Genomic DNA, 26,572 nt, shown 5'->3' on the forward strand with positions numbered 1-26,572 from the left:
CGAATGAGGATGACTTTCGCAGAGAGTGTTGCTCGGGATCGGGTGATGACGCATCACCCTGTCCGGGTGGCTTCGGAACCGGGCCTCGTTTCACCTGGCATGGGCGATGCCTGCTCACCACTCTCACCGGATGCTGGCCGATAGCTGCGATCCGCCTATCAAGGGGGTGAGGACATGACGACCGCTGACGACCTGGGCACGATCCAGACCCGTGTGCCCGCTCGGCTGGACCGCCTGCCATGGTCGAGATTCCACTGGAGGATCGTGATCGGCCTCGGCACCGTCTGGGTGCTGGACGGGCTGGAGGTCACCATCGTGGGTTCCATCGCGGCCCGGATGACCGAGCCGGGCAGCGGAATCGACATCTCGAGCGGCGACATCGGCACGGCCGCGGCCTGCTACGTCGCCGGCGCATGCCTCGGCGCGCTGCTCTTCGGCCAGCTCACCGACCGCTTCGGACGCAAGAAGCTGTTCATGCTCACACTGGGGCTGTACCTGGTGGCGACCGTGGCGACGGCCTTCGCGACCGAGGCGTGGTACCTGTTCCTGTTCCGTTTCTTCACCGGGGCCGGTATCGGCGGTGAGTACGCGGCCATCAACTCGGCCATCGACGAGCTGATCCCCGCCCGCAACCGCGGCCGGGTGGACCTCGCCATCAACGGCAGTTACTGGCTGGGCGCGGCCATCGGCAGCCTGGGCAGCGTCCTGCTCCTCAACGACGCCCTGCTGTCGGCGGATCTCGGCTGGCGGCTGGCCTTCGCCATCGGCGGGGTCCTCGGGCTGGGGATCATGGTGGTGCGCCGGAGTGTCCCGGAGAGCCCCCGGTGGCTGTTCATCCACGGCCATGAGCAGGAGGCGGAACGGATCGTCGACCGCATCGAGCGGGAGGTGCAGACCGGTACGGGGAAGCCGCTGCCGCCTCCGGGCGAGAGCATCAGCGTCCGGCAGCGCAGGTCGATCAGTTTCCGCGAGATCGCGCGCGTGACGGTCAAGCGCTACCCCAACCGCACTGTCCTCGGGCTGTCGCTGTTCGTCGGGCAGGCCTTCATGTACAACGCGGTCACGTTCGACCTGGGCACGATCCTCAGTGACTTCTTCGGCGTCGCGTCCGGCACGGTGCCCTACTTCCTGGCCGCGTTCGCGCTCGGGAACCTGATGGGACCGCTGCTGCTCGGACGCCTCTTCGACACCGTCGGCCGCAAGCCGATGATCGCCGGCACCTATTTCGGCTCCGCGGTGCTCATCGCGGCGACTGCCGCCCTGCTCATGGCCGGCCTGCTGACCTCGACGACGTTCATCATCCTGGTCTCGGTGAGCTTCTTCGTCGCGTCGGCCGGGGCCAGCTCCGCCTACCTGACGGTCAGCGAGATCTTCCCGATGGAGACCCGCGCCCTGGCCATCGCCCTGTTCTTCGCGGTCGGCACCGCGGTGGGCGGAATCACCGGCCCGGCGCTCTTCGGCCAGTTCATCGGCAGCGGCCGGCGGGAACTCGTCGCCCTCGGGTTCTTCATCGGGTGCGGGGCCATGCTGCTGGGCGGGATCGCCGAGCTGATCTTCGGTGTCCGCGCCGAACAGCAGTCGCTGGAGAACATCGCCCGTCCGCTGACCGCGCAGGAGGCCGAGGCGACCACGCCACAGGAGCAGGAGAGCATCCGGCAGGCCGAACTGGAGCGGGAACTGCCGGCGGAGGACAGGCGGCTCGCCGCCGAACGCGATCGCCGCGCCGGGGAGCGTGCCGCCCGGCGCCGCAAGCGGGAGATGGCGATGCCGCAGCGCTTCCGTCCCGGGCCCGGAGGGTCGCAGACCTACTCACCGGGGATGATGGGAACGGCGGGGACGCCCAGCCGGGCGAGGGCGGTCTCCGAGCGCGAACTCGACCGTGAGATCGATGATCTCGTCCACGCGACCGGGGCCGGCCCCGTAGAGCGGCGAGACCTGGCGGAGCGGGTCGGCGCCCGAGGCTGGGGCCCCGGCCGGTTCGGGCACGCGCTGGGCGAGGCGGTCAGGGAGGGGCGGCTGCGGCGGCTGACGCGCAGCAGGTACGGCCCTGGAGGCTCAAGGGGGGACGAGAAGTGACGCTCGCCTGCCGTCTTCTCGGCCATCGTCCGCGGTTCACCACTGAAGGGAACACGCTGGTGTGGACCTGTCACCGGAAATGCGGGGCCGGAGGTGCCAAGGAGTACGAGACCGCCGCCGACGCCGCTCGTTACGCCCGTGCCTTCGACCGGGAGGATCGGGAGGATCTCGGCAGGCGCGCTCCGTTGATCGGCTTGTTCCCGCTCCGCCTGTTCCGCGCCTTCCGGAACCGTCACCGCGGCGGCGGATAAGAGAGCGGCAGCGCTCAGAGAATTTGAGCCTCCCGCGCCTTGCTCACCGCCTCCCGGCGACGGGAGGCGGTGAGCTTCCGGTAGATGTGGCGCATGTGCGTCTTCATGGTGTTGACCGAGACGTGCAGCTCGGCCGCGATCTCCTCCGTCGTCAGGACGCTTTGGAGATACCGCAGCACCGTCAGCTCCCGCTCGGTCAGCTGCGGTGCGGCAGGGCGGTCCGTCCGCTCGGCGGCGCACTCCATGATGTCCATGACGAACGGCCAGTATGCGGTCCCGGAGTCCAGATGGGCGCTCAGCAGCCGCCGGGCGGGTGGGCCCTCGCGGATGAACACACCCCGGAAACGCTCCTGATCAGCGAGTTGCAGGGCCTTTTCCAGGGTCGTGGACGCGTGCCGGTCCCGGCCGAGACGGTGGGCGGCCAGCGCTTCCAGGAGGCCCGCCTCCACCCTGGTGCCCAGCTCCATGTCCGGGGCTCCGGCGGCCGTTCGCATCGCCGCCTCCAGGTCGCCGTTCCTCAGCTGCATGCGCGCGAGGGCGACCGCCAGCGGGGCCGAGTCGCCCGGCGCACCCGCCTGGTCGGCCAGGAGTCTCGCGGCCGTGCGGGTGTCCCCGAAATTCGTCCGCAACGCGGCCTCGGCGGCGGTGGACCGGTCGGCGATGTATCCGGGCACCGCCCAGCCGGTGAGCAGGCGGCGGGTCTCGCGCAACACCCGGTCCGCTCCGGCCTGGGATCGGCCCGCCTGAAGCGACCACAGCCGGACGATGCTGATCAGGGCGGCGAGCACTTGGTCGCCGGTGCCGTCCGCGAGATCCAGGTACCGTGCCGCCTCGCCGGCTTCATCCCATTCGTGGTGCGTGATCGCCAGCGCTAGATGGGCGTATCCGCAAGCCGCGGGGGTCCCCACGAAACCGAGCGCATCCTGAGCGGTCTGCCCCGCGAGATGGAGTTCGCCGAGCAGCGCACGGACCACGGCGAGCCTGCTGAGGCACGCCGCCCTGACCTGTTCCAGGCCCGCTCGCTCGGCCGCGGCCAGCCCGTCGTCCAGTGCCCGCTCCGCCGTGTGCAGGTCGCCCGTGGCCAACTGCGCCGTGCCGAGTGCGGAAAGGGCGACAGAGCGGGTGCGATCGCCGTCATCACGGTGCGCGAGGAGCCGCGACGCCTGGGAGAACATCGCCGTGACGTCGCCCACCGCCACCGACCGCGCCAGATGGATCGCCGTGACCCTGTCGTCGTCGGCCCCGGTACGGTCGCGGGCGAGCCGCAGGTAACGCTCGGTTCCTCGCCGATCGCCGAGAATCTGCTGATTCAGCGCACAGGCCAGCGCAAGGTCCGGATTATCGCGAAGTACATCGACCGGCGGTGCGGGGTCGGACCCGCAAAGCGGCCGGTCCGAACACGACAGCACGAGATCGCGCCAGTGGTCGGCCAGCAGATCCGTGGCCATCCGCCAGTTCGAGGACAGGAGGGCGTGCTGCAGCGCGTCCGGGGACGAACCTCGCGCGGCGTACCAGGCGGCCGCGCGGCGATGCAGATCGGGAACCCGCCGTGGCGCCCGCCGGGCCAGCTCACGGCGCAGGAACTCGCCGAAAAGACCATGGCAGCGATAGGAGGAGTGCCGGTCGCCGACCGGGGCGAGGAAGGCGCCCGCGTCCCACAGTTCGGTCAGGATCCGTTCACCGTCCGACCGGCCGGTGAGGGCGTCCGCCAGGCCGCCGGTCAGCCGCTCCAGCACAGAGCCGCACAGAAGGACCTCCAGATGGCCGTCCTGCAGCCCGTCCAGCACTTCCGAGGTGAAATAGCGCGCGATGGTCTCGTGATCGCCGCTCAGCCCATCGACGAAGCGCAGCGGATCAGCGTGTTCCGCCATGGACATCGCCGCCAGCCGCAGGCCGGCCGGCCAGCCCTCGGTGCGCCGGAGCAGCATGCACGCGTACCGGTCAGGCAGGTCCAGGCCCAGTGCGGCCAACAGTTCCACGGTCTCCGCCATGGTGAAGGACAGCTCTGCGGCTTGCACGACGGTGACCGCCCCGGTGAGCCGCAAGCGCGTCAACGGAGGTCCCGGGCCACCGCGCGTCGTGATGACCATCCGCAGTGCCCGCCCGGCGTGCTGAACCAGATACTCCAGCCCCTTCAGGACCTGCGGGTCCCGTATGCGGTGGAAATCGTCTAGGACGACGCTCACGGGTTCGCGGAGGTCGGCGAGCACGGCCGCCAGCCGGGCCAGGAACACATCGTGCGGCACCTCGTCCGGCGACGGTAGGGCGTCTCCTGCGAACCTGCCCGCAGAGTTCAGCGCGGCCCGCAGATAGGACCAGAACCGGGGGTCGTCCCCGTCTTCGATGCCTAACCAGCCGGCACGAACGTCGGTCGCCCTCGTCCACCAGCTCAGCAGTACCGACTTCCCCCAGCCGGGTGGAGCGTTCACCAGTGTGATCGGGTCATGCCGCCCGGCGTCGAGGACGCGGCCGAGGCGCGGCCGCTCCACGAGCCCTGGTGGAGGGTCGGGAGGCTCCAGCTTCGAACCCAGCAGTGGTACCTCAGTCACGCCCAACACCCTGCGTGCGCCGCCGGGCCCCTCGTATCCCCAGTCCGGTAGCAGCCGCTGCCGAGCCGGCGCACTTGACGCGTCCGGGCAGCGGATCGCCGAGGATCCGTCCCGCTTGTGCGTATCGCTACCTGCTTGTTCGGCTGGACGGGGCCTCCCGGGGAAGACCGCGATCATGGATTCGGAATCCCTGGTCATCGTCGGCCTGGTCATCATGGCCGTGCTCCTGCTCTCTCGGGGCCTGTCCTCGCGCCTGGGGATACCCGACGCGGTCCTTCTCGTCGTCCTCGGCGCGGCGGCCGCGTTCCTGCCCGGCATCCCCGAGATCGAGCTGCCACCGGAACTGGTGCTGCTGGGCTTCCTGCCCCCGCTCGTCTACTACGCCGCGTTCTTCAGCTCCCCGCGCGAGGCGAAGGCGGACGCAGTGCCGATCACGACGCTGGCGATCGGCCTGACGACGGTGACCACCTTCGTCGTCGCCGCGGTCCTGCGCTGGGTCCTGCCCGACCTGGGCTGGGCGGCGGCCGTCGCCCTCGGGGCCGCCGTGGCCCCCACCGACCCCGTCGCCGCGATCTCGATCATGAAGCGGCTGAACGCACCGAACCGGATCGCGACCATCGTCGAAGGGGAGAACCTCATCAACGACGCCGTCGCGCTCACCGCCTTCGTGCTGGCCGTCGAGGCGCTGACGACACCCTTCACCGTCGGCCACGGCATCGCACGGCTGGCCGAGGTCGTCGCCGGCGGCGTGGCGTGCGGCCTGGCGGTGGGGTTCACCGCGTCCCGCCTCCGCCGCCGGATCCGCGATCCCGCGAGCCAGATCATCGTGTCCCTGCTGACGCCGTACCTCGCGTTCGTCCCGGCCGACGAACTCGGCTTCTCCGGTGTGCTCGCCACCGTCTGCGCGGGCTTCTACCTGGGCACCCGCGGAGATGGCATGCTCCAGCCGGCGTCCCGGCTCCCCGGCCATCTGTTCTGGCAGGTGCTGATCTTCTTCCTGGAGTCGGCGCTGTTCGTGCTGCTCGGTCTTGAGATTCCCGCCATCGGGCGCGAGTTGACCGGCTCGGCATGGCCGCCCGCGATCCTGGGCGCGGCCGCGGTCACGGCCGTCATCCTGGCACTGCGGCTGGCCTGGACCCAGTTCGTCTTCCCGCTCTCCCGGTACTTGCCCGGCCGGCACGTGGCCTTCGACCACCTGCACTGGCGCGAGCGACTCGCCATCGGCTGGAGCGGCATGCGAGGCGCGATCTCACTGGCGATCGTGCTGTCCTTGCCGGTGTCGGCGCCGGGCCTGGCGCCGGAACGACGCGGCGAGCGGCTCTTCGTGGCCGGCGCCGTCGTGTTCCTCACCCTGCTCGGGTGTGCGGCCACGCTGCCCGCCCTGCTGAGACGACTCGGCCTGGCCGAGTCCGACCAGGTCCGGATCCAGTACCAGGAGGCGCGGAAGGCAGTGGTGGAAGCAGCCCTGGCACGGCTGGACGAACTCATCGAGAACGGCGAGGTCGACGATCGCACCGGCAGGACCTTCCGCCAGCTGTACGAGGATCTTCTGGACCAGATTCGCAGCGGAATCGACGAGGACCCCGGCGAGGAGGTGACCGACTCCCTCGGCCTGCGCCGCGAACTGGTGCGGACGCAGCGTGAGAAGCTGCGTCGGCTCTACTCCAAAGGCAAGATCAGCGCAGAGACCCTGCGGGCCGTGGACCGGTGGCTCGATCTCGAGGACCCCGACATCCGGGAAGTCGGCTGACCGGGCGCCGCCCGTCCAGACCTGTCAACTCTGAGGATGTGCCCGACCGGCCGGACGGGGCAACGTCCTATGCAGGGAATGTCCCCAACGAGAGGATCAAGCCATGGCACTGCCCAGCATCCGCCGCCCCGGAGACACGATGCTCACCTCGAGGCCGCGGGCGTTCGACCCCCTCTACGAGCAGATGGAGCAGCTGGTGAACGCGGCCTTCGCCGGCACCACGGAGATGCCTTGGGCACCTGCGGCGGACGTGAGCGAGACCGACGACGCCTATGTGATCGAGGCCGAACTTCCCGGCCTGAAGAAGGACGAGATCGACGTATCACTGCACGATCGGGAGCTGGCCATCACGGGAGAGGTCAAGGAGCGGGAGGGCCGTGGGCTGCGGCATCGCAAGCAGCGGCGCAGCGGCCGATTCGAGTGCCGCGTGTACCTGCCCGCTGACATCGACGCCGAGCGGGTCGACGCGAGCCTCGGCGACGGCGTGCTCACCGTGACGGTCCCCAAGGCCACGACCGAGAAGGATCGCCACATCGAGGTCAAGGGCTGACCCCCACGGGCACTCCGCCCACACCCGCGGGGAGGGGCTGGTGATCATCCGTTGCGGGCACTGCGGTAAGAAGAACCGCGTGCCACCGGCCGCCGACGGCAATCCGGTCTGTGGCAACTGTCACCGGCCGCTCCCGTGGATCGCGGAGGCCGGAGACGAAGACTTCGCCGAGGTCGCCGAGCGCTCCCCGGTTCCGGTCCTCGTCGACCTGTGGGCGACCTGGTGTGCGCCGTGCCGCAGGGTCAGTCCGGTACTGGAGCGCATCGCCCGCGAGAAGGCCGGGCGCTTGAAGCTCGTCAAGATAGACATCGACCGGGCGCCGCACATTCAGCGGCGCTTCGCCGTGCGTGCCGTTCCCACACTGCTGCTGATGCGTGACGGGAAGGTGATCGACCAGAGAGCGGGCGCCGCACCCGCCGGTCCACTCCGAACGTGGGTGGAGGAGACCCTTGGAAGAGACACCTGACCTGAACGGCGCGTTTCCCCGCCTCGACCGGCGGCAGGTCGAGGCGGTCGCGGCATACGGGGAACGACGCCCGACTCGCCGTGGCGACGTCCTCTTCGCCGAAGGCGATCGCGACTACGGCTTCTTCCTGGTCCTGGCCGGGACGGTGGCGATTCTGGACAAGGGCGAAGTCATCCGCGTGCACGGTCCGGGACGCTTCCTCGGCGAACTGGGCCTGCTGACGGGGCAGCCCGCCTTCCTCACAGCCCGTGTCGCCGAGCCCGGCGCGGTGATCGAGCTGCCGCCCGGGCGGCTGCGCGAACTGGCCGGGCGGGAACCCTGGTTCGGCGACCTTGTCCTTCGCGCGTTCCTCATCCGCCGTTCCCTGCTCATCGAGCAGGGCGCCGGGCTGCGGATCATCGGCTCGCGGTTCTCTGCTCGCTGCTGGCGACTGCGCGACTTCGCCGCGCGCAACCGGCTGCCGCATCGATGGATCGACGTCGAGGACGACAAGGACGCCGAATCGCTGCTCAGGGGGCTCGGTATCCCGGCGTCGGAGACACCTGTCGTGATCGTGAACGGTGAGCGGGTACTGCGCAATCCCGGGGACGACGAACTGCCCCGGCTGCTCGGACTGCCGCCGCCGGCACCGGACTCCTCGGCGCACGACATGCTTGTGGTCGGCGCGGGCCCGGCAGGATTGGCCGCGGCCGTGTACGGCTCTTCCGACGGCCTTGACACGGTGGTCGTCGACGCCATCGCCACCGGAGGGCAGGCCGGCGCATCTTCCAAGATCGAGAACTACCTCGGCTTCCCCACCGGCATCTCCGGCGCGGAGTTGACCGATCGGGCGGTCGTCCAGGCAGGAAAATTCGGGGCGAAGTTCCACGTGCCCGGCCACGCCACGGGACTGCGGGTGCGCAACGACCGGTACACCGTCGACCTCGCCGGTGGCGGCGAGCTGTCGGGCCGCACGGTCATCATCGCGACCGGCGCCCGCTACCGCCGACTGGACGTCCCGCGTCTGGACGACTTCGACGGTGCCGGGGTGTACTACGCCGCGACCCAGGTTGAGGCGCTGCAATGCCGGCGTGTGCCGGTGGCCATTGTCGGCGGCGGCAACTCGGCGGGACAGGCGGCCGTATTCCTGGCCCGGCACGCCACACGCGTGCTGCTCTTCGTCCGGGGTACGGAGCTCGGTGAGAGCATGTCGCGCTACCTCGTCGATCGGATCGAGCGTTGTCCCGAAATCGAGGTATTCCTGCACATGGAAATCCGTGAACTGCACGGTCACGGTCGTCTGGAGGAGGTCGTCGCGGAGGACAACCGGACCGGTGAGGTCCGCCGGTTCGAGGCGCGCGCCTTGTTCGTCTTCATCGGAGCCGACCCCTGTGCCGGCTGGTTGTCGGGCACGGTCGCACTCGACGACAAGGGATACGTGCGCACCGGCGGCCCCCGGGCCCTGCCGCTGGAGACCGATCTCCCCGGGGTGCTGGCCGCGGGTGACGTGCGGAGCGGCTCGATCAAGCGCGTCGCCTCCGCGGTGGGAGAGGGAGCTATGGCCGTCCGCCTGGCGTTCGAGCGCCTGAGCTGATGACCGGCCGTCCGGGCATGAGGCTGAGCGGTGACAACCGTCTACGTTCGGTGGCGCGCACCGCCGTCACGCCGGTGCGGGTGCGACTGAAGCGGCTGCGCACGCAGCCCATGGCCGTCGTCATCGCGCGCCTCGCCGTGACCGCGGTCCTCTCGTTCCAGTTGGCGTCATGGCTGCCGGCTACCAGCCCAAGGCCCGTACTGGCTCCTCTGACCGCACTCCTCGTCGTCCAGGTCACGCTGTACCAGACAATTCGCCATGTCTGGCAACGCGTCGTCAGCGTCGTGGTCGGAGTGTTGGTCGCGGCACTGCTGTCGAACCTGTTGGGGTTCAGCTGGTGGAGCCTGGGCCTGGCCATCACGGCTGCGCTGATCTGCGGATTCGCGATGCGGCTCGGCAACTACGTCCTCGAGGTGCCGATCAGCGCCATGCTCATTCTGTCCCTCGGAACCGGCACCGCGGCCACGGGCCGGATCGTGGAGACCCTCGTCGGCGCGCTCACCGGTCTGGTCGCCGGGATCCTGACCTCGCCCATCAAGATCCAAGCAGCCGAGGAAGCGCTGGAGGATCTCAGCGGCACCATAGCCCGTCACCTCGACGACGTTGCCGACGCAGTGGAAGAACGCCCTGAGCCGCGCGCCTTCGATGAGGTGCTCTCCCGGGCCCGGTCCCTCACCCGGGAAGTTCAACGGGTGGACGGTGAACTCGGACACGCCGAGGAGAGCATCCGCCTCAATCCGCAGGGCCTCGGAATGCTGAAGTCCATGGTGGCGTTGCGCGAGACTCTGGTCACACTGGAGCATTGCGGAGTCACCATCCGCGGCCTCGCACGCTGCCTCGCCGACCACGCCAACGAACCTGAGCAGGGGCGCGAGGATCCCCTCTCCGAGAGCGACACCCGCGCCCTGCTGGCCACGACCATGAGACACCTGGCCTCGGCACTGGGCATCTACGGGCGAATGCGCCGACAACAGTTCGCCACAGGAAACACCGACCTCGAGGATCCGATCGCCTCCCACCTGAACGCCGCGCGGGAGGAGCGTGTCAAGCTGAGCGAGATGCTGCGGGCCGACAGCCCCGACTGGCCGCTCCATGGTGAGCTCCTCGTTCACCTGGACCGCTTGAGAAGCGAACTGGAGTCCGGGCGACGAACGCGAGGGCCAAGGCGCCCGAGTCGCCGACTCCGTATTCCCAAGCCTTCGCCGCCCGCCACACTAAGCCCGATCCGGCGGCGAACCGACCTTCGTCGAGCACACTCCTGAACCTGTGCTTGCCGAAAACGTCTTCCGTACAGGTCAAGCCGCATGTCGGTACTTGTTGAGGATGCTGCCCAAACGTTGACTTCTTCGGATGTTCAACTGGGCGATCTCGCCGAGTTCGGTGATTGGTGAAGACAGCGACTTCAGCGGGCGGGCGTTGGCTATGCCCAGGTGAGGCCGATGCTCGTTGTAGAGGGTCTCGAACTCGCGGAGGGAGTAGGTGCCGCTGGTTCCAGATCAGGGTCCGGTCGAGGAGTCCGCGGCAGCAGGTTTGCACACACCGTCCCATGACCGCCTTCATCCTCGGCATCCCCCGGTCAGCACCGTCTAGATGTCGGCATCGGCCAGAACGGTGTCGAAGAGCTCAGGGAACTTGCCGTCGCGGTCACGGATCAGGAACCGTGCCCGGCAGCCGGCGTCCTCCAGGTCCATGGCCAGGTTCCTGGCCGCCTGTGTCACCCACGACGCGGTCGGATGGGCGGTGGCGCCCAGAACGCGGATCCGGCGGCTGTGGTGCTCGATGACCGCCACCACGTACATCCGCGTGAGCGTGACGGTCTCTGGAAAGCCACACGCCGGGAGTGTCCCGGCCTGGGCGCGCAGGAAGTCGGCCCACGTGGTCGATGCACGCTCGGGCGCCGGATCGACGCCGGCGTCCTTGAGGATCTCCCAGACCGTGGAGGCGGCGACCTAGACGTCGAGCACCAGCAATTCGCCGTGCACCCGCCGGTAGCCCCGGCTTGGTTCTCCCGCGTCCAGGCGAAGGAGGAGAGCCCGGATGGAGCGGACGGTGGGCGGTCGGCTCGGCCGCTTGGGTTTGGATCGGGCGGCGTGTCGGCCCGCGGTCAGGTCCCGGTGCCAGCGCAGTACTGTGTCCGGCCGCACGAGCAGCTGCATCCGCCGCAGCTCCCCGGAAGGCGACCGGTGCAGCAGCCCCGCAAGCAGTGCTCGATCCGAATCGGCGAACAGCACGCTCGCCCCGTCCAACTGGCGCTCCAGCACCGCGATCTGATGCCGCAACACCAAGATCTCGACGTCCTTCTCCCGGTTGGTCATCGGGAAGCAGACGCAGCACTGCGAGGGCGTTCGCCAAGGTCAAGTAGGCCACCCGCAACAGCACAACCGCCTACCATCCCGAGGCGAGGGCGGTCTCGTGGTCTGTCTGTCCCGCGACAGTCCCCAGCCCTACGCCGCAATCCGCCGAACATCACCCCTCTCACCTGCACAGAGGTACTCTTCGGCAAGCACAGGTCGGCACCGGCGTTGCTGGGGGCGACATGACCGGCTTGGGCGGGTGAAGAGTACCCGGTTTCGAGGCGCTACCAGGGGTGACGCAGGGCCCGGATCGAGCCGCCGAGCCGCCGAGCTGCCACGGGGACGAACCGGGGCATGTCGGGCAGGGAACAAACCGGGGTGATCTAGCGTTTGCCCTGGTCAGGGATGGTGTATCGCGTGGGACCCGAACCCACAACCTACGGATTAAAAGTCCGCAGCCTCGCCTCTCCTACGCAACGCCTGTGATGTTCGTGAGCTTCAAGATGTAGCGGGTGTCTTGCTTAGGGCGGCTGACGTTGAATCTACAACGTAAAGAAAGACTTCCGTGATGGATGAAAATGTGGGCAGCCGGAGGAGCATGACTGATCTTCATTGGAATCGGCCGATTAGCGTTAGAGAGACGCCGCTGTGGTTCGTGATCGAGACGAAGAGCGCCGCAGCCTGAGGACTGTACAGGCAGGCGCACCGCCTATCGAGGGCTATATGAGGCTTCCTGGCGTTCGCTGATGATCTTCCGACGGTGCGGATGGTGCCGCGAGCCGGCCCGAGGCACGCGGGAGCGTCCGGAGGGCCGGCTGCGGCGACGTCGGTGATGCTCGAGTCGGTTTGGGGAGCCGGGCCCAACGCAATGTGGGCACTACGCCCAGACCGCCTCGACTCCGACTGCTGTGTGCCGCTGAGAGAACGGCAGTCTTGCTGGCCTCAGATGCCTGTGCGGCAGGTCTGTGGGGCAGCCGACTGCCCCACCAGCGGCTTACTCGCCCTGAAGACCTGGAAAGACTTGATCACAGAGATGAGTGGCGAGGGCGCCGCCCTTCTGGGGGTGCTTGGGTGAGGCCGTGCGGATCCAGGACACGCCGACCTTGCTGGTGAGTGCCTCGCTGAGGGCGGCGCGGAGACGCTCGCCCGCACCCAGAGCGATGGACCTGCGGCTCCGCGAGTCCTTGGGGGTGAGGTAGAAGCCTTCGCCCCCCTGGTGGTCGCGCCGGGAGGTGTCCACTGGCTTGGTTTCCGCGCATTCCAGTGGACCGTCGAGCGCTCGGCGGAAACTCATTGAGGTCGCGGCGAGGCCGTTGACGGTGCGCCTCTGTGGTCGGTGGCTTGCTCTCCTGGCATTGGTGCAGAGCAGTGCGTGCATGGAGTCCTCCAAGCGGTCTCTTTGCTGACGGGCCACAATGAAACCTGTCTGACGCGGTCCGGCTCGTGAGCGAAACGTGCGGTGATGAGAACTGCTCAGCGGTGCGATGCCGCCGTCCGCGGCTGATGGTGCTGAAACGACAATGCGGCGGGAGGATCAGGCCTCGCTGTCGTGGTTGGTGATTTCCGCTCATTGACCACGGACACTCATCGGCCGGTTGAGGGGGTCTGAGCGACGCAGGGTGTCCTGTCCGCCTCCAGTTGCTTTCGAACCCACCCTTCCGTAGTTAGGTCGTCCACGATGTGAGAGCCGGCCAGGGGTGTCCCTGGCCGACGCTCTCGTCTAGGGCCTGTTGCAAAGTGCGCTTGAGGAGTGGTATCGCGCCTGGGACGGTGGTTGAGGGCATCCCTCATCCGTCCCAGGCGGTATCGGCTTACAGCTTGGCGACGTCGTGCGCGGACAACTGCGGATACAGAAGAGCCGGGTCCTCGCCGAGCCGGGACTTCCACTGGGCCGTCCGCCCGTCGGCCAGTACTTCGAGGGAACCGGCCTCAAGGCCTTCCAGGGCCGTCCTGGCGATCACATCGGGGTCGGACTTCTCGTCTTCGATGCCGGCCATCATGTCGGTGTCGACGCTTGCCATGGCCAGCGCCGTGACCTGGGTGCCCTGACCGGCGAGTTCGTACCGGATGCCGTTGGTCAGCGCCCAGGCCGCGGCCTTGGACGCCCCGTAGCTGTTGGAGTGCTCGTACGCCATCCACGCCATGACCGACAGCACATTCAGCACGGCACCGCCGCCATTGGCGCTCAGGACCGGCGTGAAGGCACGCACCATGCGCAGGGTGCCGAAGAAGTTGGTCTCCATCTCCAGCCGGATGTCCTGCTCCGCGCCGTCGGTGAGCCGGGCGGAGGTCGACACTCCGGCGTTGTTGATGAGCAGTGTCGTGTCGTCGGCCATGGCCGCGGCCCGGGTCACGGACGCGTCATCGGTGACGTCCAGCATCAGCGGGACGACACCGGGCATCTCGGGGACGGTCTCCGGCCGGCGGGTGGCCGCGTAGACCTTGGCGACGCCCCTGCGCCGCAACTCGGTGACGAAGCTGTGCCCGATACCGCGGTTCGCGCCTGTGACCAGCGCAATCTCGTTTCGAATGTCCATGCCCGCTACGCTAGAACCTCACGTCAACGTGAGAGTCAAGCGCGGGGGAGAGGGGGATCGGGGTGTTGAAGATCGGAGAGGTTGCTCAGCGGGCCGGTGTGAGCGTGCGCGCGTTGCGCTACTACGAGGAACAAGGTCTGCTCAGCCCGGAGCGCACATCGTCGGGACAGCGCCGCTACACCGAGGACACCGTCGAGGTGGTACGCCTGTTCCAGCAGTTCTACGCGGCTGGCCTCAGCAGCCGTACCATCGCGACATTGCTGCCCTGCGTGAACAACGGGCGCACCACCGCCACCCAGCGCCGCATGCTGCGCGCCGAACGCGACCGCCTCGCGGCCAGGGTCGAGGAAATGACCCACACACTGCGCCGACTCGACCAGCTCATCACCGTCGCCGACCACCGCAGCAGGAAGGCTCACAGCCACTCGTCGAGGACTGCGACCAGCACAGTCGCCTCCTAGCGCACGGCGAACTCGTCGTACCTCGTGGCCACCGGACGGTGGCGCTTGAGGCGGTTGATGCCGCATCCACCGCATAGCGCTCTTTGGAGTCGGCCAGATCGACAGCGTTTCCAGTCAACCGCTGCTTTTCGACCTCAGGGAACCGCCACCCATGACGTCCTTGCCAGTCGTGCCCGGGGCCTCGGGCTCGGCGACCAGGCCTGGGAGCGTCCCCTGAGCGAACGCGACGCGGCGTTCCAACGGCTTCGGCAGCCCCTGTTGGGGGGCGGTTCCGAGTGCCGGTAGGCACCGGACGGCACCCTGGACGAGGTCATGGGACTGGAGTTGTGGGCCCTCGCACTGGGCTCCCCGGTGGTGTTCGGTATCGAAGAACCGGCTCCTACGGCGTCGGCCTGGCCTCCTACCCGCGGCGGCGCGGCCATCGCGTCGTCGAGGTGGTGCGTCCTAACCACCGGCAACGGCATCTGCGCGGAAAGACCGACCTCCTGGACGCCGAGAACGCCGCCCGGGCGGTCCTGGCCGGCACCGCAACCGCCGTGCCCAAGGCAGCAGACGGCTGCGTGGGAATGATCCGGCAGATCCAAATCGCCAAGGACACCGCAGTCAAATCCTGTAACCAGGCGATGGTCACGTTGAAAACCATCATCGTCAACGCGCTGGCCCCACTGCGAGAAGAACTGGAGAAGATTCCCGACCGCGGACTCATCGAGCATTGCGCAGAGTTGCCGTGGGATGCGGTGGCTACGACAGCAGATGCCGCCCGCTACACCTCGCGTACTCTAGCCCGCCGTCACCGCGAGCTCAGCAAGGAAATCGACATCCACGAACGGATCCTCCAGACCCTCACCGAACTTGTCACACCAACCCTGACCGGCCTGTTCGGAATCGGCGCCGACTTGGCCGCCGAACTGCTCATCGTGGCCAGTGAAAATCCCGAGCTAATCCGCAGTGAAGCGGCGTTCGTCAAAGTGTGCGGGGTCTGCCCCATTCCTGCCTCGTCGGGCAAAGATTCTGCGGTGCCGACTCTACCGCGGTGGACACTGCCAGGCCAACGCTGCGCTACACCGTATCGCCCTCATCCGCATGCGCTGTCACGAACCGACGATCGCCTACGTCACCCGCCGCGCCACCGAGAAAAGAGCAAATTCAAGATCATGCGATGTCGTAAAAGATTTATCGCCCGCGAGATCTACCACCTCCTCACAGCCGAGACCCTTCATGCGACGACGGCTGCCGCGCTTGACGGAGCATAGGAGCACCAGGGCAATGGTCGAATCGTTCCTCGAGGCGATGAAGAACGAGTGGATCAATCGTATGGTATTTGCCACGCGAGCCCAAAGCGCGTCGTGCGGTTGTGCTGTACATCGATGGCCTTCATAATCGATGCAGGCTTCATTTCGCGAAGGGGTACCGGAAACCGCTTGAGCTTCATACCGAGCACCTGAGCCAGCAGCAAGCAGGGTAGAGTTGCCCGCAGATCACCGATCAATAAGCTGCCCGGAAAACGCCTCCTCTAGATAGCCCCTCACTCAGGTCGGTTGGCCCGCTGTGCCTTTACTTGTTGAGCGATCACGGGCAGACTCACACATCATCCAATCCGGTCCGCCTGCCTCATCCTCTGACATCCCGGCCGCGTTCTCCGCACCCTGGCACACATGCCCCGCAGCCTCGTCACCAGGATCGAGGACCCGCTTGGAGTAGCGGGGAGGCCATGTGACCAGCACCCGCCGATCGCACAGCGAACAGGCCCACTCCTCAACTCCCGTCGCCGAGATCCCTATCTTCCTCATCTGGTGAACCCTCACAAGGAGCACCTCTCACAAGCGGGTCACCTAAACGCCTAACCCGTCAGCAACCAGACCAAACACCTCTACTCTCCAAGCCTCTCGTCGGACAGAACCGGGACTGATGCCCCTATGGATGTCAAGCCGCCATCGGCGCTGTGGTGCCTGGTGAGCGGTTGATGAGTTGGTAGATCTCCCGGGCGACATAGCGTTTGAGGCATCTGATGACTTCTGAGGTTCCCCCCGTAGCACGGACAGCTTGATGTTGCCCCGGTTTCACGGACTCGCAGGCGAGGAGATCAGGCTCGACGGGTGGGTGGTTTCGAACTGTATCGGGCTCATGTAATCGAGGGTGGAGTGGCGTCGGTGGCGGTTGTAGAACCCTTCGATGTACTCGAAGATCGCGTTGGCGAGTTCGACGCGGGTCCGCCAGCGCCGCCGGTCCAGGAGTTCGGTCTGCATGCGTGCCCAGAACGCCTCGGCCACGGCGTTGTCATACGGGTCGCCGACGGTTCCCAGGGAGGGCAGCAGCCCTGCCCGCCGTGCGCGTTCGGTGAAGGTCCACGAGGTGAACTGGGTGCCGTGATCGGCATGGATGATCCCGTTAGGGATCTGTCCGGCGGCGCCGCGGGAGTCGATCGCCATACCGAGGGCGGAGGTGGCCAGGTCGGCCCGCTGCCGCGAATCGATGGCCCAGCCGACCACACGGCGGGAGAAGGCGTCCAGGACCACGCAGCAGTAGAGCTTGCCTTCCCGGGTGGGATGCTCGGTGATATCGGTAACCCACAGCTGGTTCGGCCGGTCACGGTGGAAGTTACGTTTCACCAGGTCGGTGACCGTCGCCGATGCGGGGACCCGCTTCGCCCGACGGCGCAGGGGCAGCCCCGCCAGGCCGGCTCGCTGCATCAGCACCGCCACCGTCTTGCGGGATACGACCACACCCTGGCCCTGGACGAGCTCGGCGCGCACTCGGGGAGATCCATAGGTCTGTCGTGATGCCTGGTGGATGGCGGTGATCTGATCGGTCAGCCATGCCTGGCGGATGGCGCGCGCCGAGGGCGGGCGAGTACGGGCGTCGTAGAAGCCCGACCTCGACACTCCGAGCGCCAGACATGCCTGCTTGACCGGGACGCCCTCACCGGCCAGCTCGGCCACCAGGGCGAAGCGGGCTTTTGGGGGCACCACCTGCTCCACCGCAGCGGCGGCCTTCCGCAGAATCTTGACCTCGTTCTCCAGCTCGGCGATCCGTGCCCGGGCCTGCGCCAGGGCGACGGACTCGGCCTCTCCGGGGCTGGGTGACTTCAGGCCGCGGTCGATCAGGTCCCGCCGTTTCCAGCGGTGCAGGCACGACTCCGCGATGCCCAGCGACGCGGCCACATCCCGCACCGATCGCCCCGACTCCAGCAGATCCAGGGCACGCCGGCGGAACTCCGGCGGGTAAGGCTTCGGCACCAGAACGATCTCCTTCACAAGATCGCCGAACCCTACCTCTCTCAACATCCATGCCCGTCAAACAGGGGCAACATCAACCTGGGCGTCTGGTGGGCAGTCGTTTGATCGCTTCCTGTGGTGAGGGCAGGGGGAGTGGGGTGCTGGGCAAGGGGCGGGGGCCGGTTTCTTCGATCAGGTGGGTGGGGCCGTAGGGCCAGGGGCCGGATATGAGGGCAAGGAGGCTGGCGTCTGCCCAGTGGTGGAGTGTGGTGTGGACGATGTCGGCGTGTGGCCCCGGGGCCGCGAACCAGATGATCGCTGGGGTGTCGGTGGTCGGAACGCTGGTGGCGCTGATCATTTTGGCCATCTCGGCTTCGGCTTCGAGGTGTTCGATGGCGTCCTCAAGGCTGTCCACTATGCGTAGGCGTGGAGAGTGCGCGTTGATCAACGACTGGTCGAAGGCGCCGGCGAAGAGGCGATCGAGGTCGGTTTTGGTCGTGATGACCTGGGCGACCTCGTTGTCGATGGTGAGGGCCTCGGTGAAGACGGCGCGCAGCAGTGCGTCGGCGCCCGGCCCGATGAAGCCGACTCCATCGGGGTGTCCGAGCGCGCGGGCTAGAAGGTCCGGTAGCGTGCTCGTGTCTTCCGGCGAGGGTGTCGGTCGACCGGCGGGGGCGTCACGGCCAAGGGCACCGAAGATCGCGCGGGCGCGGGTGGCGATCGTCCGCAACGATGGCCTCAGGACGCGGCGACCGTTGGTGGTCATTGCTATGGCGATTCGTGGGCGGCGGAACTGGGGCGCGCTGCGGGTGGGCAGCCGGTCGCAGTTGTTGCGGGTCGGGGCGAAGATGCTCGTCATTGCGGCTCCTGGTCGGTTCGGTGCCTGTTGGTTGGGCCCTGATGTAACCGGGAGCCGTCGTGTGGGGCGGGTGAGCAAAACTCGCCCTGGGCACAAGTGATCAACTTTGCAGGCTGTCGATGGGATGGCAGGGGAGCTGTCGGCTCGATGCCGTAGCGGGGCCTTGGCGAGTGCTGAGGGTGATGATCACTTCTGCTCATTGAGGTGAAACACTCACCCGCCTGGTCATGTAACTCTTACGCCTCTGGTCGCTACTCTCTGTGTTCGGAGGTGGTGATGGTCGTTAAGGTCAAGGAGGCGGCTGTACGGCTGCTGAAGGACATCGTTCCCGATGAACTGCTGGTGGCGTATACCGGGCTGCTGGGGCAGGGCGGGTGTCTGCAAGGTGAGGCGGCTGATCTGCTGGGCGGTGCCGAGCAGGTCGAGGCGTTGATCGATGCGGGAATGGCGCACGTCCAATCGTCCGGGCCGGCGCTGCCGACACGGCTCGCGCCCGTCCCGCCGGACCTGGCCCTGCAGGGCACGCTCGCTGAGCTGACACGCAAGCTGGTGGCCGACCAGGAGCGGCTCCTGGCGGGGCAGCGGCGGATGGCTGAGACGCATCCTTGGGCCAGCCCGATGGTGGACGAGTCGAGCGACCGGCTGGTGCGGATCATCACCGATCGTGAGGAGATCGGGAACGTGTCGCGTTCGCTGATCACGGCCGCGCGGCACGACTGGATGACAATGGACAACCAGTCCGTCGAGCGGCCGATGGACGAGTTGACCGCCGTTCCGCCTCCTCCGTCCTTCGAGGGCCACGTCAGGTGCCGGGCCCTGTACGAGACGAGCTGCGCCGAACACCCCGTCGGCGTCAGGACGATCGAGATCGCCGTCGAAGCCGGCGAAGAGGCCCGGTTGCTGCCGAAGATCGGCATGAAGATGAAGCTGGCCGACGAGGCGATCGCCATGCTTCCGCTCACGCCCACCGGGATGTCGGGCGCCCTGCTCATCCGCTCGTCGGTCATCGTCGCGGCGCTGCGCGAGTACTTCGAGCTGCTGTGGGAGCGTGCGATCCCCTTCGGCGCCGCAAATCCTGAGAGCCCGCTCAAGCCGCGGGAGCAGCTGGTCTTGAGCATGCTCGCAGAGGGACTCACTGAGGCGAGCATCGCCAAGCGAGTCGGCGTGAGCGTCTCCACGGTGCGCCGGCACTCGGCCGCCATCCGGGAGAAGCTCGGCTTCGACCACCACCACTTCGCCGCCGGAGCTGCTGCTGTGCGGCGCGGCTGGATCCCTTAACCCCCTGACCTCATCGGAGAGGCGTGCATGCCTGACTACCGGGACTTCGTCCCTCGGCAGAGTTTCCAGCCCACGCTCGCCCTGTCACCGGACGCCAAGACGGTGGCGTACTCCAGTAACGCCGGCGGACGGTTCGACCTGTGGATCATCTCCGTCGCCGGCGGTGAGCCGCGCAGGCTCACCGATCTCGCCGATCAGGCCGTCCGGCAGATCGCCTGGGCATCGGATGGCAAGAGCCTGGTGTTCACTGCCGACCGCGAGGGCGACGAGCAGTACCGGCTCTACCGGATCGGCTTGGAGGACGACAGCCCGACCGAGATCAGTTCCGGCCCCGACTGCCAGCGGATATTGGCGACATCCCCCTTTGACGCCGACGGCCGGTATCTGGCCTACGCGGCCAACGACCGAGACGCGACCGTCCAGGACGTTCTCGTCCGCGACTCGGCCGATGACTCCGAGTGGCGCATCACACCGCCGCCAGGGGTGGTGTTCGAGCCGACGGGCATCTCCCCGGACGGGCGATGGCTGCTCACCGCAGGATTTCGATCCAACACCGAGGTCGCCGCCTACCTGATCGACCTGCAGGACTCCACCGCAGAGCCGGAATGCGTCACCGCGGCTCACGGCGACGGGCTCTTTGAACCAGGACCGTGGATGGCCGACTCCTCCGGCTTCTACCTGCGTACGAACGTGTGGGGCGAATACATCGCGGCTGCCCGATACCGCCTGGACGACCAGACCCTCGAACCCATCTCGACCCACGAGTGGGACGTCGAAGCCATCGAGGCCGCCGATGACACCCTGCTGTGGTCGGTCAATGTCGACGGACGCTCCCTTCTCCATGTCCGCCATGACGGCACCGTCCAGACGCTGCCTGACGTTCCGGCCGGTGTCGCTAGAGCACTCGCGCTCGCACCCGGTGCCGACCCGGTCGTCATGCTGCTCGACACAGCCACCCGTCCCACCGAGATCGCCGTCCTGGACGCGGCGAACGGCTTCCGGTACCTCACCGACGTCCGCCCGCCGGCGCTTCACATGGTCGAGCCCGTCGAGCCTGAATCGGTCATCTATCCCGCATCGGCCGGACGCAGCATCCATGCTCTGCTCTACCGGCCGCCTACGCCCGGCCCGCACCCGGTCCTGCTGTCCATCCACGGAGGGCCCGAGGCCCAAGAACGCCCCGCCTACCTGCGTTCGGGTCTCTACCAGCATCTGCTCGACCAGGGCATCGCGGTCTTCGCCCCCAATATCGCCGGCTCCACCGGCTACGGAGCCGCCCACCAGAAGCTCATCTACCGCAACTGGGGCGGCTGCGACCTGGACGACCTCGATCACGCCGCCCGCCACCTGCGCTCCACTCCAGGTATCGACGGCGACCGCATCGCCGTCATGGGCGGCTCGTACGGAGGCTTCGCCGCCCTCTCCTGCCTGGCGCGCCTTCCCTATCCATGGGCCGCCGGCGTCTCCATGTGCGGCCCCACGAACCTGGTCACTCTGGCGCGAGCATGTCCACCGACCTGGAAGCACTTCGTCTCCGCCGTCCTCGGTGACCCAGACACCGACGCCGAGTACCTCACCCAACGCTCACCCGTCACCTACGCCGACGCCATCAAGGCCCCGCTGTTCGTCCTGCAAGGAGCCCGCGACCCGCGCGTCCCACGCGCCGAGTCCGACCAACTCGTCACGCGTCTACGCGATCGGGGCGTCGACGTCCGCTACGACGTCTTCCCCGACGAAGGCCACGGCTTCACCAGCCGCAAGAACGAACTCCGCGCCCACGAACAGATCGCACAATTCCTTCGCGACCACCTACTCACTCAAAGCCGTTCGAAGTAAGGGCAGTCCCTGGTTAGGGTAAGGAAAGAAAAAGGGTGCGCAACTCTCAGTGCGCCGGACACTAGGTTGCGACGGTGCTCAAATTCCTCTCGCCTCTGAGCCTCTTCAAGAACCCCGAGACCGCGCCGCTGTTCATCGCGCGACTGGTCTCCAGCGCGGGCGCCGGCTTCGGGCAACTCGCCCTGGCCTGGGGCGTGATGGACCTCGGCTACGGACCAGGCGGCCTGTCGATCGTGCTGGCCTGCAACTCGGTCCCCGCCCTGCTGATCGTCCTGTGCGGCGTAGCCGGAGACCGCTTCCGACGCCACCATGTGCTGCTAGCGGCAGAGATCCTCACCAGTGTCGCGTGGCTGGCATTCGCAGTGTGCTTCTGGACCAGACAGGCCCCGCTGCCGCTGCTCTGCGCTCTCGCGACCTTGTCGGGCATTGCCACGGCGATGTTTCTGCCGACGATACGCGGCATCATCGCCGATCTCCTCGCGGGAAACAGTCGACTCGCAGGAAATGCTCTCATCAAACAAACTGATTCGATCGGCCTGCTGATCGGCTTCTCGGCATCAGGACTGGTCGTCAGCGTGGTCGGTCCCGGCTGGGCCGCCTCCACCCGCGGCCTTCTGTGCGCGGTCGGCGCGCTCGCCCTATGCCGCCTGCGGACTCCCAACTGGCGAGCCGAGAACCCCGACTTCTTCCGCGAACTCCGTGCGGGCTGGCGAGAGTTCGCGGCCCATCGCTGGGTCTGGATCATGACGCTGCAGTACACCGCAGTGATCATCGCTATGGTCTGCTACACCGACATCGCCGGCCCGATCTACATGGACGACGGTCACGGCGGCGCACGTGCATGGGGGATCGTCACCGCCTGCGAATACGTCGGCGCACTCGCAGGCGCCTTCATCGGTATCCGCTGGAGGCCGTCCCGACTGGTCCTATCCGCAGCGGCTCTACCGGCTGCCGGAGCGATCCCCATGTTCCTCATGGGAGTTCAGGCGCCCTGGATCGTCCTCGCGGTGGCGACCCTCATCCCGGGCGCCTGCACTGCGATCTATTACGTGCTCTGGACAACTGCCCTGCAGAACACTTTCGCCCCCGAGGTGCTGGTGCGGGTGAACAGTTGGAACATCATCGCCAGCTACGTGCTGATGCCGGTGACCGTCCTGACCGCCGGCCCCCTGGTCAATGGCCTCGGGCCCCAGGCCACCGTGCTCGGCGCGGGTGCCCTCACCGTTCTCGCTGTGGCGTGCTCGCTGGTCATCCTCCGGACCGTTCCGCGCGTCCCGCTGACCATGTCCAAGGCAGCCGAGGATGTCCCGGTGCCTTCATGACGAACCGCAACAGGTAATCGCCATCGCGTGGACGCTCTCCGCTGGCGGGCACGGCGGTGATGTTGCGGCGAGCCAGAAGCTCTGACACGCCGCCGATGAAGCTGGTGCTTGTTGCTTTTAGTTGACAGGGTGATGTGTGGGCAGCTTCGAAGCCCTGTGTGTAGTGAGTGCCGTCAATGAGAGGAGTGATGCATGGCCGAACCCATTGCGACCTTGGAGATCACCTCACGTGAACGATCACGAGACCCCTACCGACGAGCACATCGAGCGGCTCGCCGGCGAGCTGCATGAGCGCGTCCGATCCCTCAACCATCTGACGCAGGGCCCGCCGGGACTCACCGAGCCGGCCGCCGCGTACACGGTGCTCGGGAACCTGGCCCAGACGTCCTTCCGGATGGCGCAGACGGCCGAGCAGATCGATGTGTTCCTGACGCGGGAACTGGACGCCGGGCGGCTCGGCCACGACCAGGGCGACGACCTCGTCCCCGCCGTGACGGCGGTGCACAACGCACTGGCGCGTGCCGCCGAGCAGGCGGCCGATCTCGGCGACGGCTTCCGGCGAGCGGCAAGCGCGCTCGCGCCCATCCATGCCCTGGACGCCGACAAAGAGCCGTCCCTTGACCAGCACGCAACGGCGAACCTGGCCGAGCGGGAGGACGCCCAGGTAGGCCCCGCAGCCGAGGACTTCCCCAAAACGATCAGTGAGGTTCTCCCGAGCCCGGACCCGGCCGTGGATGTGCCTCCAGAGCTTCGCTCGCCACCACAACCTCCACATCCACGCCGCGGCCGGTGAGTAGACGTCGCGCCGGACCATGGGAGCGGGGGTAGGCGTCGCCATCGGCATGGCGCGCCAGGCCCTTCTGGTGCCGAGTCCGGCGCGGCGTTTCCTCCGGCCGGGTCCTACCAGAGCCTCGGCCTGCCAGCGTGAGCGAGTTGTTGCCGAGGAAGCATGACGGGGTCTGCGAGTTCTCCTGGTCGCAGTTGGAATGGCCGACTCCATAACGCCACGGACGGAAGCGGCGGTCGAACGTGAGGGGCTCCGTGATCCCGATGATGCTTGAGGCCCGCCCATCGTCCGCCATTACCGAGTCGCGGCATGAGCCGTCCGCCGGGCCCGGCTGGCGCGGAGCAAGAAATGGAAATCCTAAGGATTTGGTGTGTGGACCGAGCGCGGTCCACATGCCGGGAGCGGATCGAGCGCGATCCGGGCGGAGGCCGATGACAGAGGACGCAGGTAGCCCGGCGCCCAAGAAGGCGACCATACGAAACCGAAGGGCGCACCGTACGCCGCGGCGCGGTCGGGCGTTGTTCGTCGCGTTGTCCGATGACGAGCATGCAGCGCTGGTAGCGGCTGCGGGACGGGATCGGCTGGCGACGGGTGCCTGGGCGGCTCAGGTGCTGCTGGCTGCGGCGCGCGGCATTGAGCGGCCTCAGTACGTCGAATTGCGGGAGATGCTCGCGACGGTCATGCATGCGGCGGGCCAGGCCCGGCGGATCGGGGTGAACCTCAACCAGACGGTTGCGGCACTGCACTCCGACGAGCTCCCGCCGCAGTTGCAGTGGTATGCGGAGGCGGCGGCGCGGACGGTCGAGAAGCTGGACGACCTCGCTGACGAGCTGCGTCGACGCCTTCCCTAGCGCGGTCGGCGTGCGTTGATCGGGAAGGCGGTGCGGGGCAAGCGCGTGCAGGGGCTGGTCCGGTACCTGTATGGGCCCGGACGATGTGAGGAGCACCGCGATCCCCATATCGTGGCGGGGTTTCGGAGTCCGGCCGAGCTGGAGCCGGCGTTGCGGGCCGACGGCCGTCGGGACTTTCGTCGCCTGGACGGTCTGCTGACGCAGCCGCTTGCTCTGCTGGGGGAGCGGAACTACCGCAAGCCGGTGTGGCATGTGTCCGTCCGGGCGGCGCCGGAGGACCCGCTCCTCAGTGATGCCCAGTGGGCACAGGTCGCGCAGGAGGTGATGTCGCGGACCGGGCTGGCCTCGGGTGACGACGAGGACGCCGTCCGCTGGATCGCCGTCCGGCATGCAGATGACCACATCCACATCGTGGCCACGCTGGCGCGCGCGGATGGGGTGCGGCCGGAGGTGTGGAACGACGGGTACCGGATTCGGGACGCGTGCCGGGCGGTGGAGCGGCGGTTCGGACTGCGGTCCACAGCCCCGGCGGACCGGACGGCGGCGCGGCGACCCAAACGTGCCGAGACCGAAAAGGCCGCCTGCGCCGGACGGGAAGAGTCGGCCCGCAGCGTGTTGCGGCGGCATGTCGCCGTAGCTGCGGCGGGGGCCCGGACGGAGGCCGGATTCTTCGCTGCGTTAGGCGCTGAAGGCGTTCTGGTACGCAAGCGCTACAGCGCCCAGTACGCGGGACAGGTCACCGGTTATGCCGTCGCACTTCCCGTTGATGCGGGCCCGTCCGGACGGCCGGTCTGGTTCGGCGGCGGGAAGCTGGCCGCTGACCTGACCTTGCCTAAACTGCGGCGCCGTTGGGCCCAGGAGAGCGTCGGTCGTCCGGGGGCTCGTCCGCTGTCCGGACGGCATCTGTCAGAGCGGACGGCTCGGGCGGTCTTGCGGACGGTCGTCCGCCGCGCGGCGGACGACACGCGGACGGCCGCCGACTTCCTCGGCCGCCTTGAACAGGAAGGTCTGCTGCTTCGGCTGCGATTCAGCAGAGTCAACCCTGGGGAAGTGACCGGCTACGCCGTCGCGCTGCCCGACTCGCCCGACCCCTCCTGGTGCACCGGCGGCCAACTCGCAGACGACCTCACCTTGCCGAGCCTTCGAAGACGATGGGACGGCCTGACCCCGATCGAGGCTGCGATGGAGGACGACTTGACGCATGAGGAGCGTCAGGCGTTCTACGGCGATGCAGCCCGGGCCGCCGCCTACGCGACGTCCCAAATCCGTCGGCACCTGGCCACCGACCTCCATTCGGCCGCCGACGCGTGCTGGGCGGCATCGGATGCACTGCACGTGGCCGGCAAGGTCACCGGCAATCGGCACCTGCGTCGTGCTGCCGACGCTTACGATCGCGCGGCGCGAACTCCTTATGGCCGGATCCCGCGTCCGACCTCGGCGGGGAACGCCCTTCGCACTACGGCCCGCCTGCTGGCACTGGCGGGAGTTCAAGACCGCGCAACGGTATCCATCCTCATCCTGGTCAGCCGCCTGGTCACTCTGCTGGAGACGATCACGCAGCTCCGCCTGCTCCAGCAGCGTCAGGCGCAGGCCGATGCCGCACGCCGCGCGTGTCGGCACCTCGAGGACGCGCGGGCCGCCGAAGGCTGGCATCCCGGGCCTCCACGGCAGGAACAGCCGATGCCGTCGCAGGTTCGTCTGGCCATGGCGGGATTCCCGAGCCCATGGGCTCCTTCCCCGAGCGCGGTTCCAACCAGCCCGTCTCGCAACGCATGGCCTCCCTCTACGACCCGTCGCCGCACAACGTGATGACGTTCTTAGGCAACAACACGCCGTGTTGCATTCTGTAGTTGACCGACCTCTCAGTGTGATGCATCTTCCTGATCAAGGACTTTAGTTGATGGACGTGCCGGTCCA

20 protein-coding genes are annotated in these 26,572 nt (G+C 67.7%); 14 read left to right on the plus strand and 6 right to left on the minus strand.

Translation table 11 applies throughout. From position 1 onward, the window contains the following. Nucleotides 1-174 precede the first annotated feature (174 nt). Nucleotides 175-2,076 (plus strand): MFS transporter, encoded by a 1,902-nt coding sequence (locus ACGFI1_RS11370; RefSeq protein ID WP_392784818.1) that lies wholly within the window; start codon nucleotides 175-177, stop codon nucleotides 2,074-2,076. A gap of 265 nt (nucleotides 2,077-2,341) precedes the next feature. Here ACGFI1_RS11370 and ACGFI1_RS11375 read toward each other — a convergent pair whose 3' ends face one another. Next, complete coding sequence (locus tag ACGFI1_RS11375; RefSeq protein WP_392784820.1) at nucleotides 2,342-4,876, minus strand: LuxR C-terminal-related transcriptional regulator; 2,535 nt, start codon at nucleotides 4,874-4,876, stop codon at nucleotides 2,342-2,344. A gap of 175 nt (nucleotides 4,877-5,051) precedes the next feature. Here ACGFI1_RS11375 and ACGFI1_RS11380 point away from each other — a divergent pair, with 175 nt between their 5' ends. From ACGFI1_RS11380 to ACGFI1_RS11400, 5 genes are all read left to right on the plus strand, one after another. Beyond that, nucleotides 5,052-6,626, plus strand: coding sequence for a Na+/H+ antiporter (locus ACGFI1_RS11380; protein WP_392784822.1), 1,575 nt, complete (start codon nucleotides 5,052-5,054; stop codon nucleotides 6,624-6,626). Nucleotides 6,627-6,729: 103 nt separating this feature from the next. After that, the gene (locus ACGFI1_RS11385) at nucleotides 6,730-7,176 is read left to right on the plus strand and encodes an Hsp20/alpha crystallin family protein (protein WP_392784824.1); all 447 of its coding nucleotides are present in this window, start codon (nucleotides 6,730-6,732) and stop codon (nucleotides 7,174-7,176) included. Between the two features lie 40 nt (nucleotides 7,177-7,216). Then, entirely contained in the window at nucleotides 7,217-7,642 is a 426-nt protein-coding gene (gene trxA, locus ACGFI1_RS11390) for a thioredoxin (protein ID WP_392784826.1), read from the plus strand. Continuing rightward, nucleotides 7,626-9,215, plus strand: a complete 1,590-nt coding sequence (locus ACGFI1_RS11395) for an FAD-dependent oxidoreductase (RefSeq protein WP_392784828.1) — start codon at nucleotides 7,626-7,628, stop codon at nucleotides 9,213-9,215. The genes trxA and ACGFI1_RS11395 overlap by 17 nt, the downstream gene beginning before the upstream one ends. Further along, nucleotides 9,215-10,477, plus strand: a complete 1,263-nt coding sequence (locus tag ACGFI1_RS11400) for an FUSC family protein (RefSeq protein ID WP_392784830.1) — start codon at nucleotides 9,215-9,217, stop codon at nucleotides 10,475-10,477. The genes ACGFI1_RS11395 and ACGFI1_RS11400 overlap by 1 nt, the downstream gene beginning before the upstream one ends. A gap of 324 nt (nucleotides 10,478-10,801) precedes the next feature. On the opposite strand, the gene ACGFI1_RS11405 is transcribed toward ACGFI1_RS11400, so the two are convergent. The 3 genes from ACGFI1_RS11405 to ACGFI1_RS11415 all read right to left on the minus strand — a co-directional run bounded on the left by ACGFI1_RS11405 (nucleotide 10,802) and on the right by ACGFI1_RS11415 (nucleotide 14,046). Next, nucleotides 10,802-11,014 carry a hypothetical protein gene (locus ACGFI1_RS11405; protein ID WP_392784832.1) on the minus strand — a complete coding sequence of 71 codons (213 nt, stop codon included), beginning with the start codon at nucleotides 11,012-11,014 and terminating at the stop codon, nucleotides 10,802-10,804. A 150-nt stretch (nucleotides 11,015-11,164) separates the two neighbouring features. Further along, a complete protein-coding gene (locus tag ACGFI1_RS11410) occupies nucleotides 11,165-11,530 on the minus strand; it encodes a hypothetical protein (protein ID WP_392784834.1) in 366 nt (121 codons plus the stop codon). Nucleotides 11,531-13,320: 1,790 nt separating this feature from the next. Beyond that, nucleotides 13,321-14,046: an SDR family oxidoreductase gene (locus tag ACGFI1_RS11415; protein ID WP_392784836.1), complete on the minus strand. Its 726-nt coding sequence runs from the start codon at nucleotides 14,044-14,046 to the stop codon at nucleotides 13,321-13,323. Between the two features lie 62 nt (nucleotides 14,047-14,108). Here ACGFI1_RS11415 and ACGFI1_RS11420 point away from each other — a divergent pair, with 62 nt between their 5' ends. Next, entirely contained in the window at nucleotides 14,109-14,507 is a 399-nt protein-coding gene (locus tag ACGFI1_RS11420; protein ID WP_392784838.1) for a MerR family transcriptional regulator, read from the plus strand. Nucleotides 14,508-14,941: 434 nt separating this feature from the next. Then, a complete protein-coding gene (locus ACGFI1_RS11425; protein ID WP_392784841.1) occupies nucleotides 14,942-15,760 on the plus strand; it encodes a transposase in 819 nt (272 codons plus the stop codon). Between the two features lie 807 nt (nucleotides 15,761-16,567). Here ACGFI1_RS11425 and ACGFI1_RS11430 read toward each other — a convergent pair. Next, a complete protein-coding gene (locus ACGFI1_RS11430; protein ID WP_386869940.1) occupies nucleotides 16,568-17,743 on the minus strand; it encodes an IS3 family transposase in 1,176 nt (391 codons plus the stop codon). 73 nt (nucleotides 17,744-17,816) lie between these two features. Further along, nucleotides 17,817-18,581 carry a hypothetical protein gene (locus tag ACGFI1_RS11435; protein WP_392784843.1) on the minus strand — a complete coding sequence of 255 codons (765 nt, stop codon included), beginning with the start codon at nucleotides 18,579-18,581 and terminating at the stop codon, nucleotides 17,817-17,819. 276 nt (nucleotides 18,582-18,857) lie between these two features. On the opposite strand from ACGFI1_RS11435, the gene ACGFI1_RS11440 reads away from it, so the two are divergent. From ACGFI1_RS11440 to ACGFI1_RS11465, 6 genes are all read left to right on the plus strand, one after another. Then, nucleotides 18,858-19,859 (plus strand): helix-turn-helix transcriptional regulator, encoded by a 1,002-nt coding sequence (locus ACGFI1_RS11440; RefSeq protein ID WP_392784845.1) that lies wholly within the window; start codon nucleotides 18,858-18,860, stop codon nucleotides 19,857-19,859. A gap of 27 nt (nucleotides 19,860-19,886) precedes the next feature. Then, nucleotides 19,887-21,695: a S9 family peptidase gene (locus ACGFI1_RS11445; protein WP_392784847.1), complete on the plus strand. Its 1,809-nt coding sequence runs from the start codon at nucleotides 19,887-19,889 to the stop codon at nucleotides 21,693-21,695. A gap of 74 nt (nucleotides 21,696-21,769) precedes the next feature. Continuing rightward, nucleotides 21,770-23,017, plus strand: a complete 1,248-nt coding sequence (locus ACGFI1_RS11450) for an MFS transporter (protein WP_392784849.1) — start codon at nucleotides 21,770-21,772, stop codon at nucleotides 23,015-23,017. A 229-nt stretch (nucleotides 23,018-23,246) separates the two neighbouring features. Continuing rightward, nucleotides 23,247-23,810 (plus strand): hypothetical protein, encoded by a 564-nt coding sequence (locus ACGFI1_RS11455; RefSeq protein WP_392784851.1) that lies wholly within the window; start codon nucleotides 23,247-23,249, stop codon nucleotides 23,808-23,810. 512 nt (nucleotides 23,811-24,322) lie between these two features. Beyond that, complete coding sequence (locus ACGFI1_RS11460; RefSeq protein ID WP_392784853.1) at nucleotides 24,323-24,655, plus strand: hypothetical protein; 333 nt, start codon at nucleotides 24,323-24,325, stop codon at nucleotides 24,653-24,655. A 15-nt stretch (nucleotides 24,656-24,670) separates the two neighbouring features. Next, nucleotides 24,671-26,464, plus strand: coding sequence for a relaxase/mobilization nuclease domain-containing protein (locus ACGFI1_RS11465; protein ID WP_392784854.1), 1,794 nt, complete (start codon nucleotides 24,671-24,673; stop codon nucleotides 26,462-26,464). Nucleotides 26,465-26,572 lie beyond the last annotated feature (108 nt).

The organism is Actinomadura geliboluensis (assembly GCF_043197915.1).
GTDB lineage: Bacteria > Actinomycetota > Actinomycetes > Streptosporangiales > Streptosporangiaceae > Spirillospora > Spirillospora geliboluensis.

Excerpts from the sequence above, each read along its gene's own strand:
- ACGFI1_RS11370 (WP_392784818.1), top strand. The coding sequence starts at position 175 with ATGACGACCGCTGACGACCTGGGCACGATCCAGACCCGTGTGCCCGCT.
- ACGFI1_RS11385 (WP_392784824.1), top strand. The coding sequence starts at position 6,730 with ATGGCACTGCCCAGCATCCGCCGCCCCGGAGACACGATGCTCACCTCG.
- ACGFI1_RS11400 (WP_392784830.1), top strand. The coding sequence starts at position 9,215 with ATGACCGGCCGTCCGGGCATGAGGCTGAGCGGTGACAACCGTCTACGT.
- ACGFI1_RS11440 (WP_392784845.1), top strand. The coding sequence starts at position 18,858 with ATGGTCGTTAAGGTCAAGGAGGCGGCTGTACGGCTGCTGAAGGACATC.
- ACGFI1_RS11415 (WP_392784836.1), bottom strand. The coding sequence starts at position 14,046 with ATGGACATTCGAAACGAGATTGCGCTGGTCACAGGCGCGAACCGCGGT.
- ACGFI1_RS11445 (WP_392784847.1), top strand. The coding sequence starts at position 19,887 with ATGCCTGACTACCGGGACTTCGTCCCTCGGCAGAGTTTCCAGCCCACG.
- ACGFI1_RS11380 (WP_392784822.1), top strand. The coding sequence starts at position 5,052 with ATGGATTCGGAATCCCTGGTCATCGTCGGCCTGGTCATCATGGCCGTG.
- ACGFI1_RS11435 (WP_392784843.1), bottom strand. The coding sequence starts at position 18,581 with ATGACGAGCATCTTCGCCCCGACCCGCAACAACTGCGACCGGCTGCCC.
- ACGFI1_RS11405 (WP_392784832.1), bottom strand. The coding sequence starts at position 11,014 with ATGTACGTGGTGGCGGTCATCGAGCACCACAGCCGCCGGATCCGCGTT.
- ACGFI1_RS11410 (WP_392784834.1), bottom strand. The coding sequence starts at position 11,530 with ATGACCAACCGGGAGAAGGACGTCGAGATCTTGGTGTTGCGGCATCAG.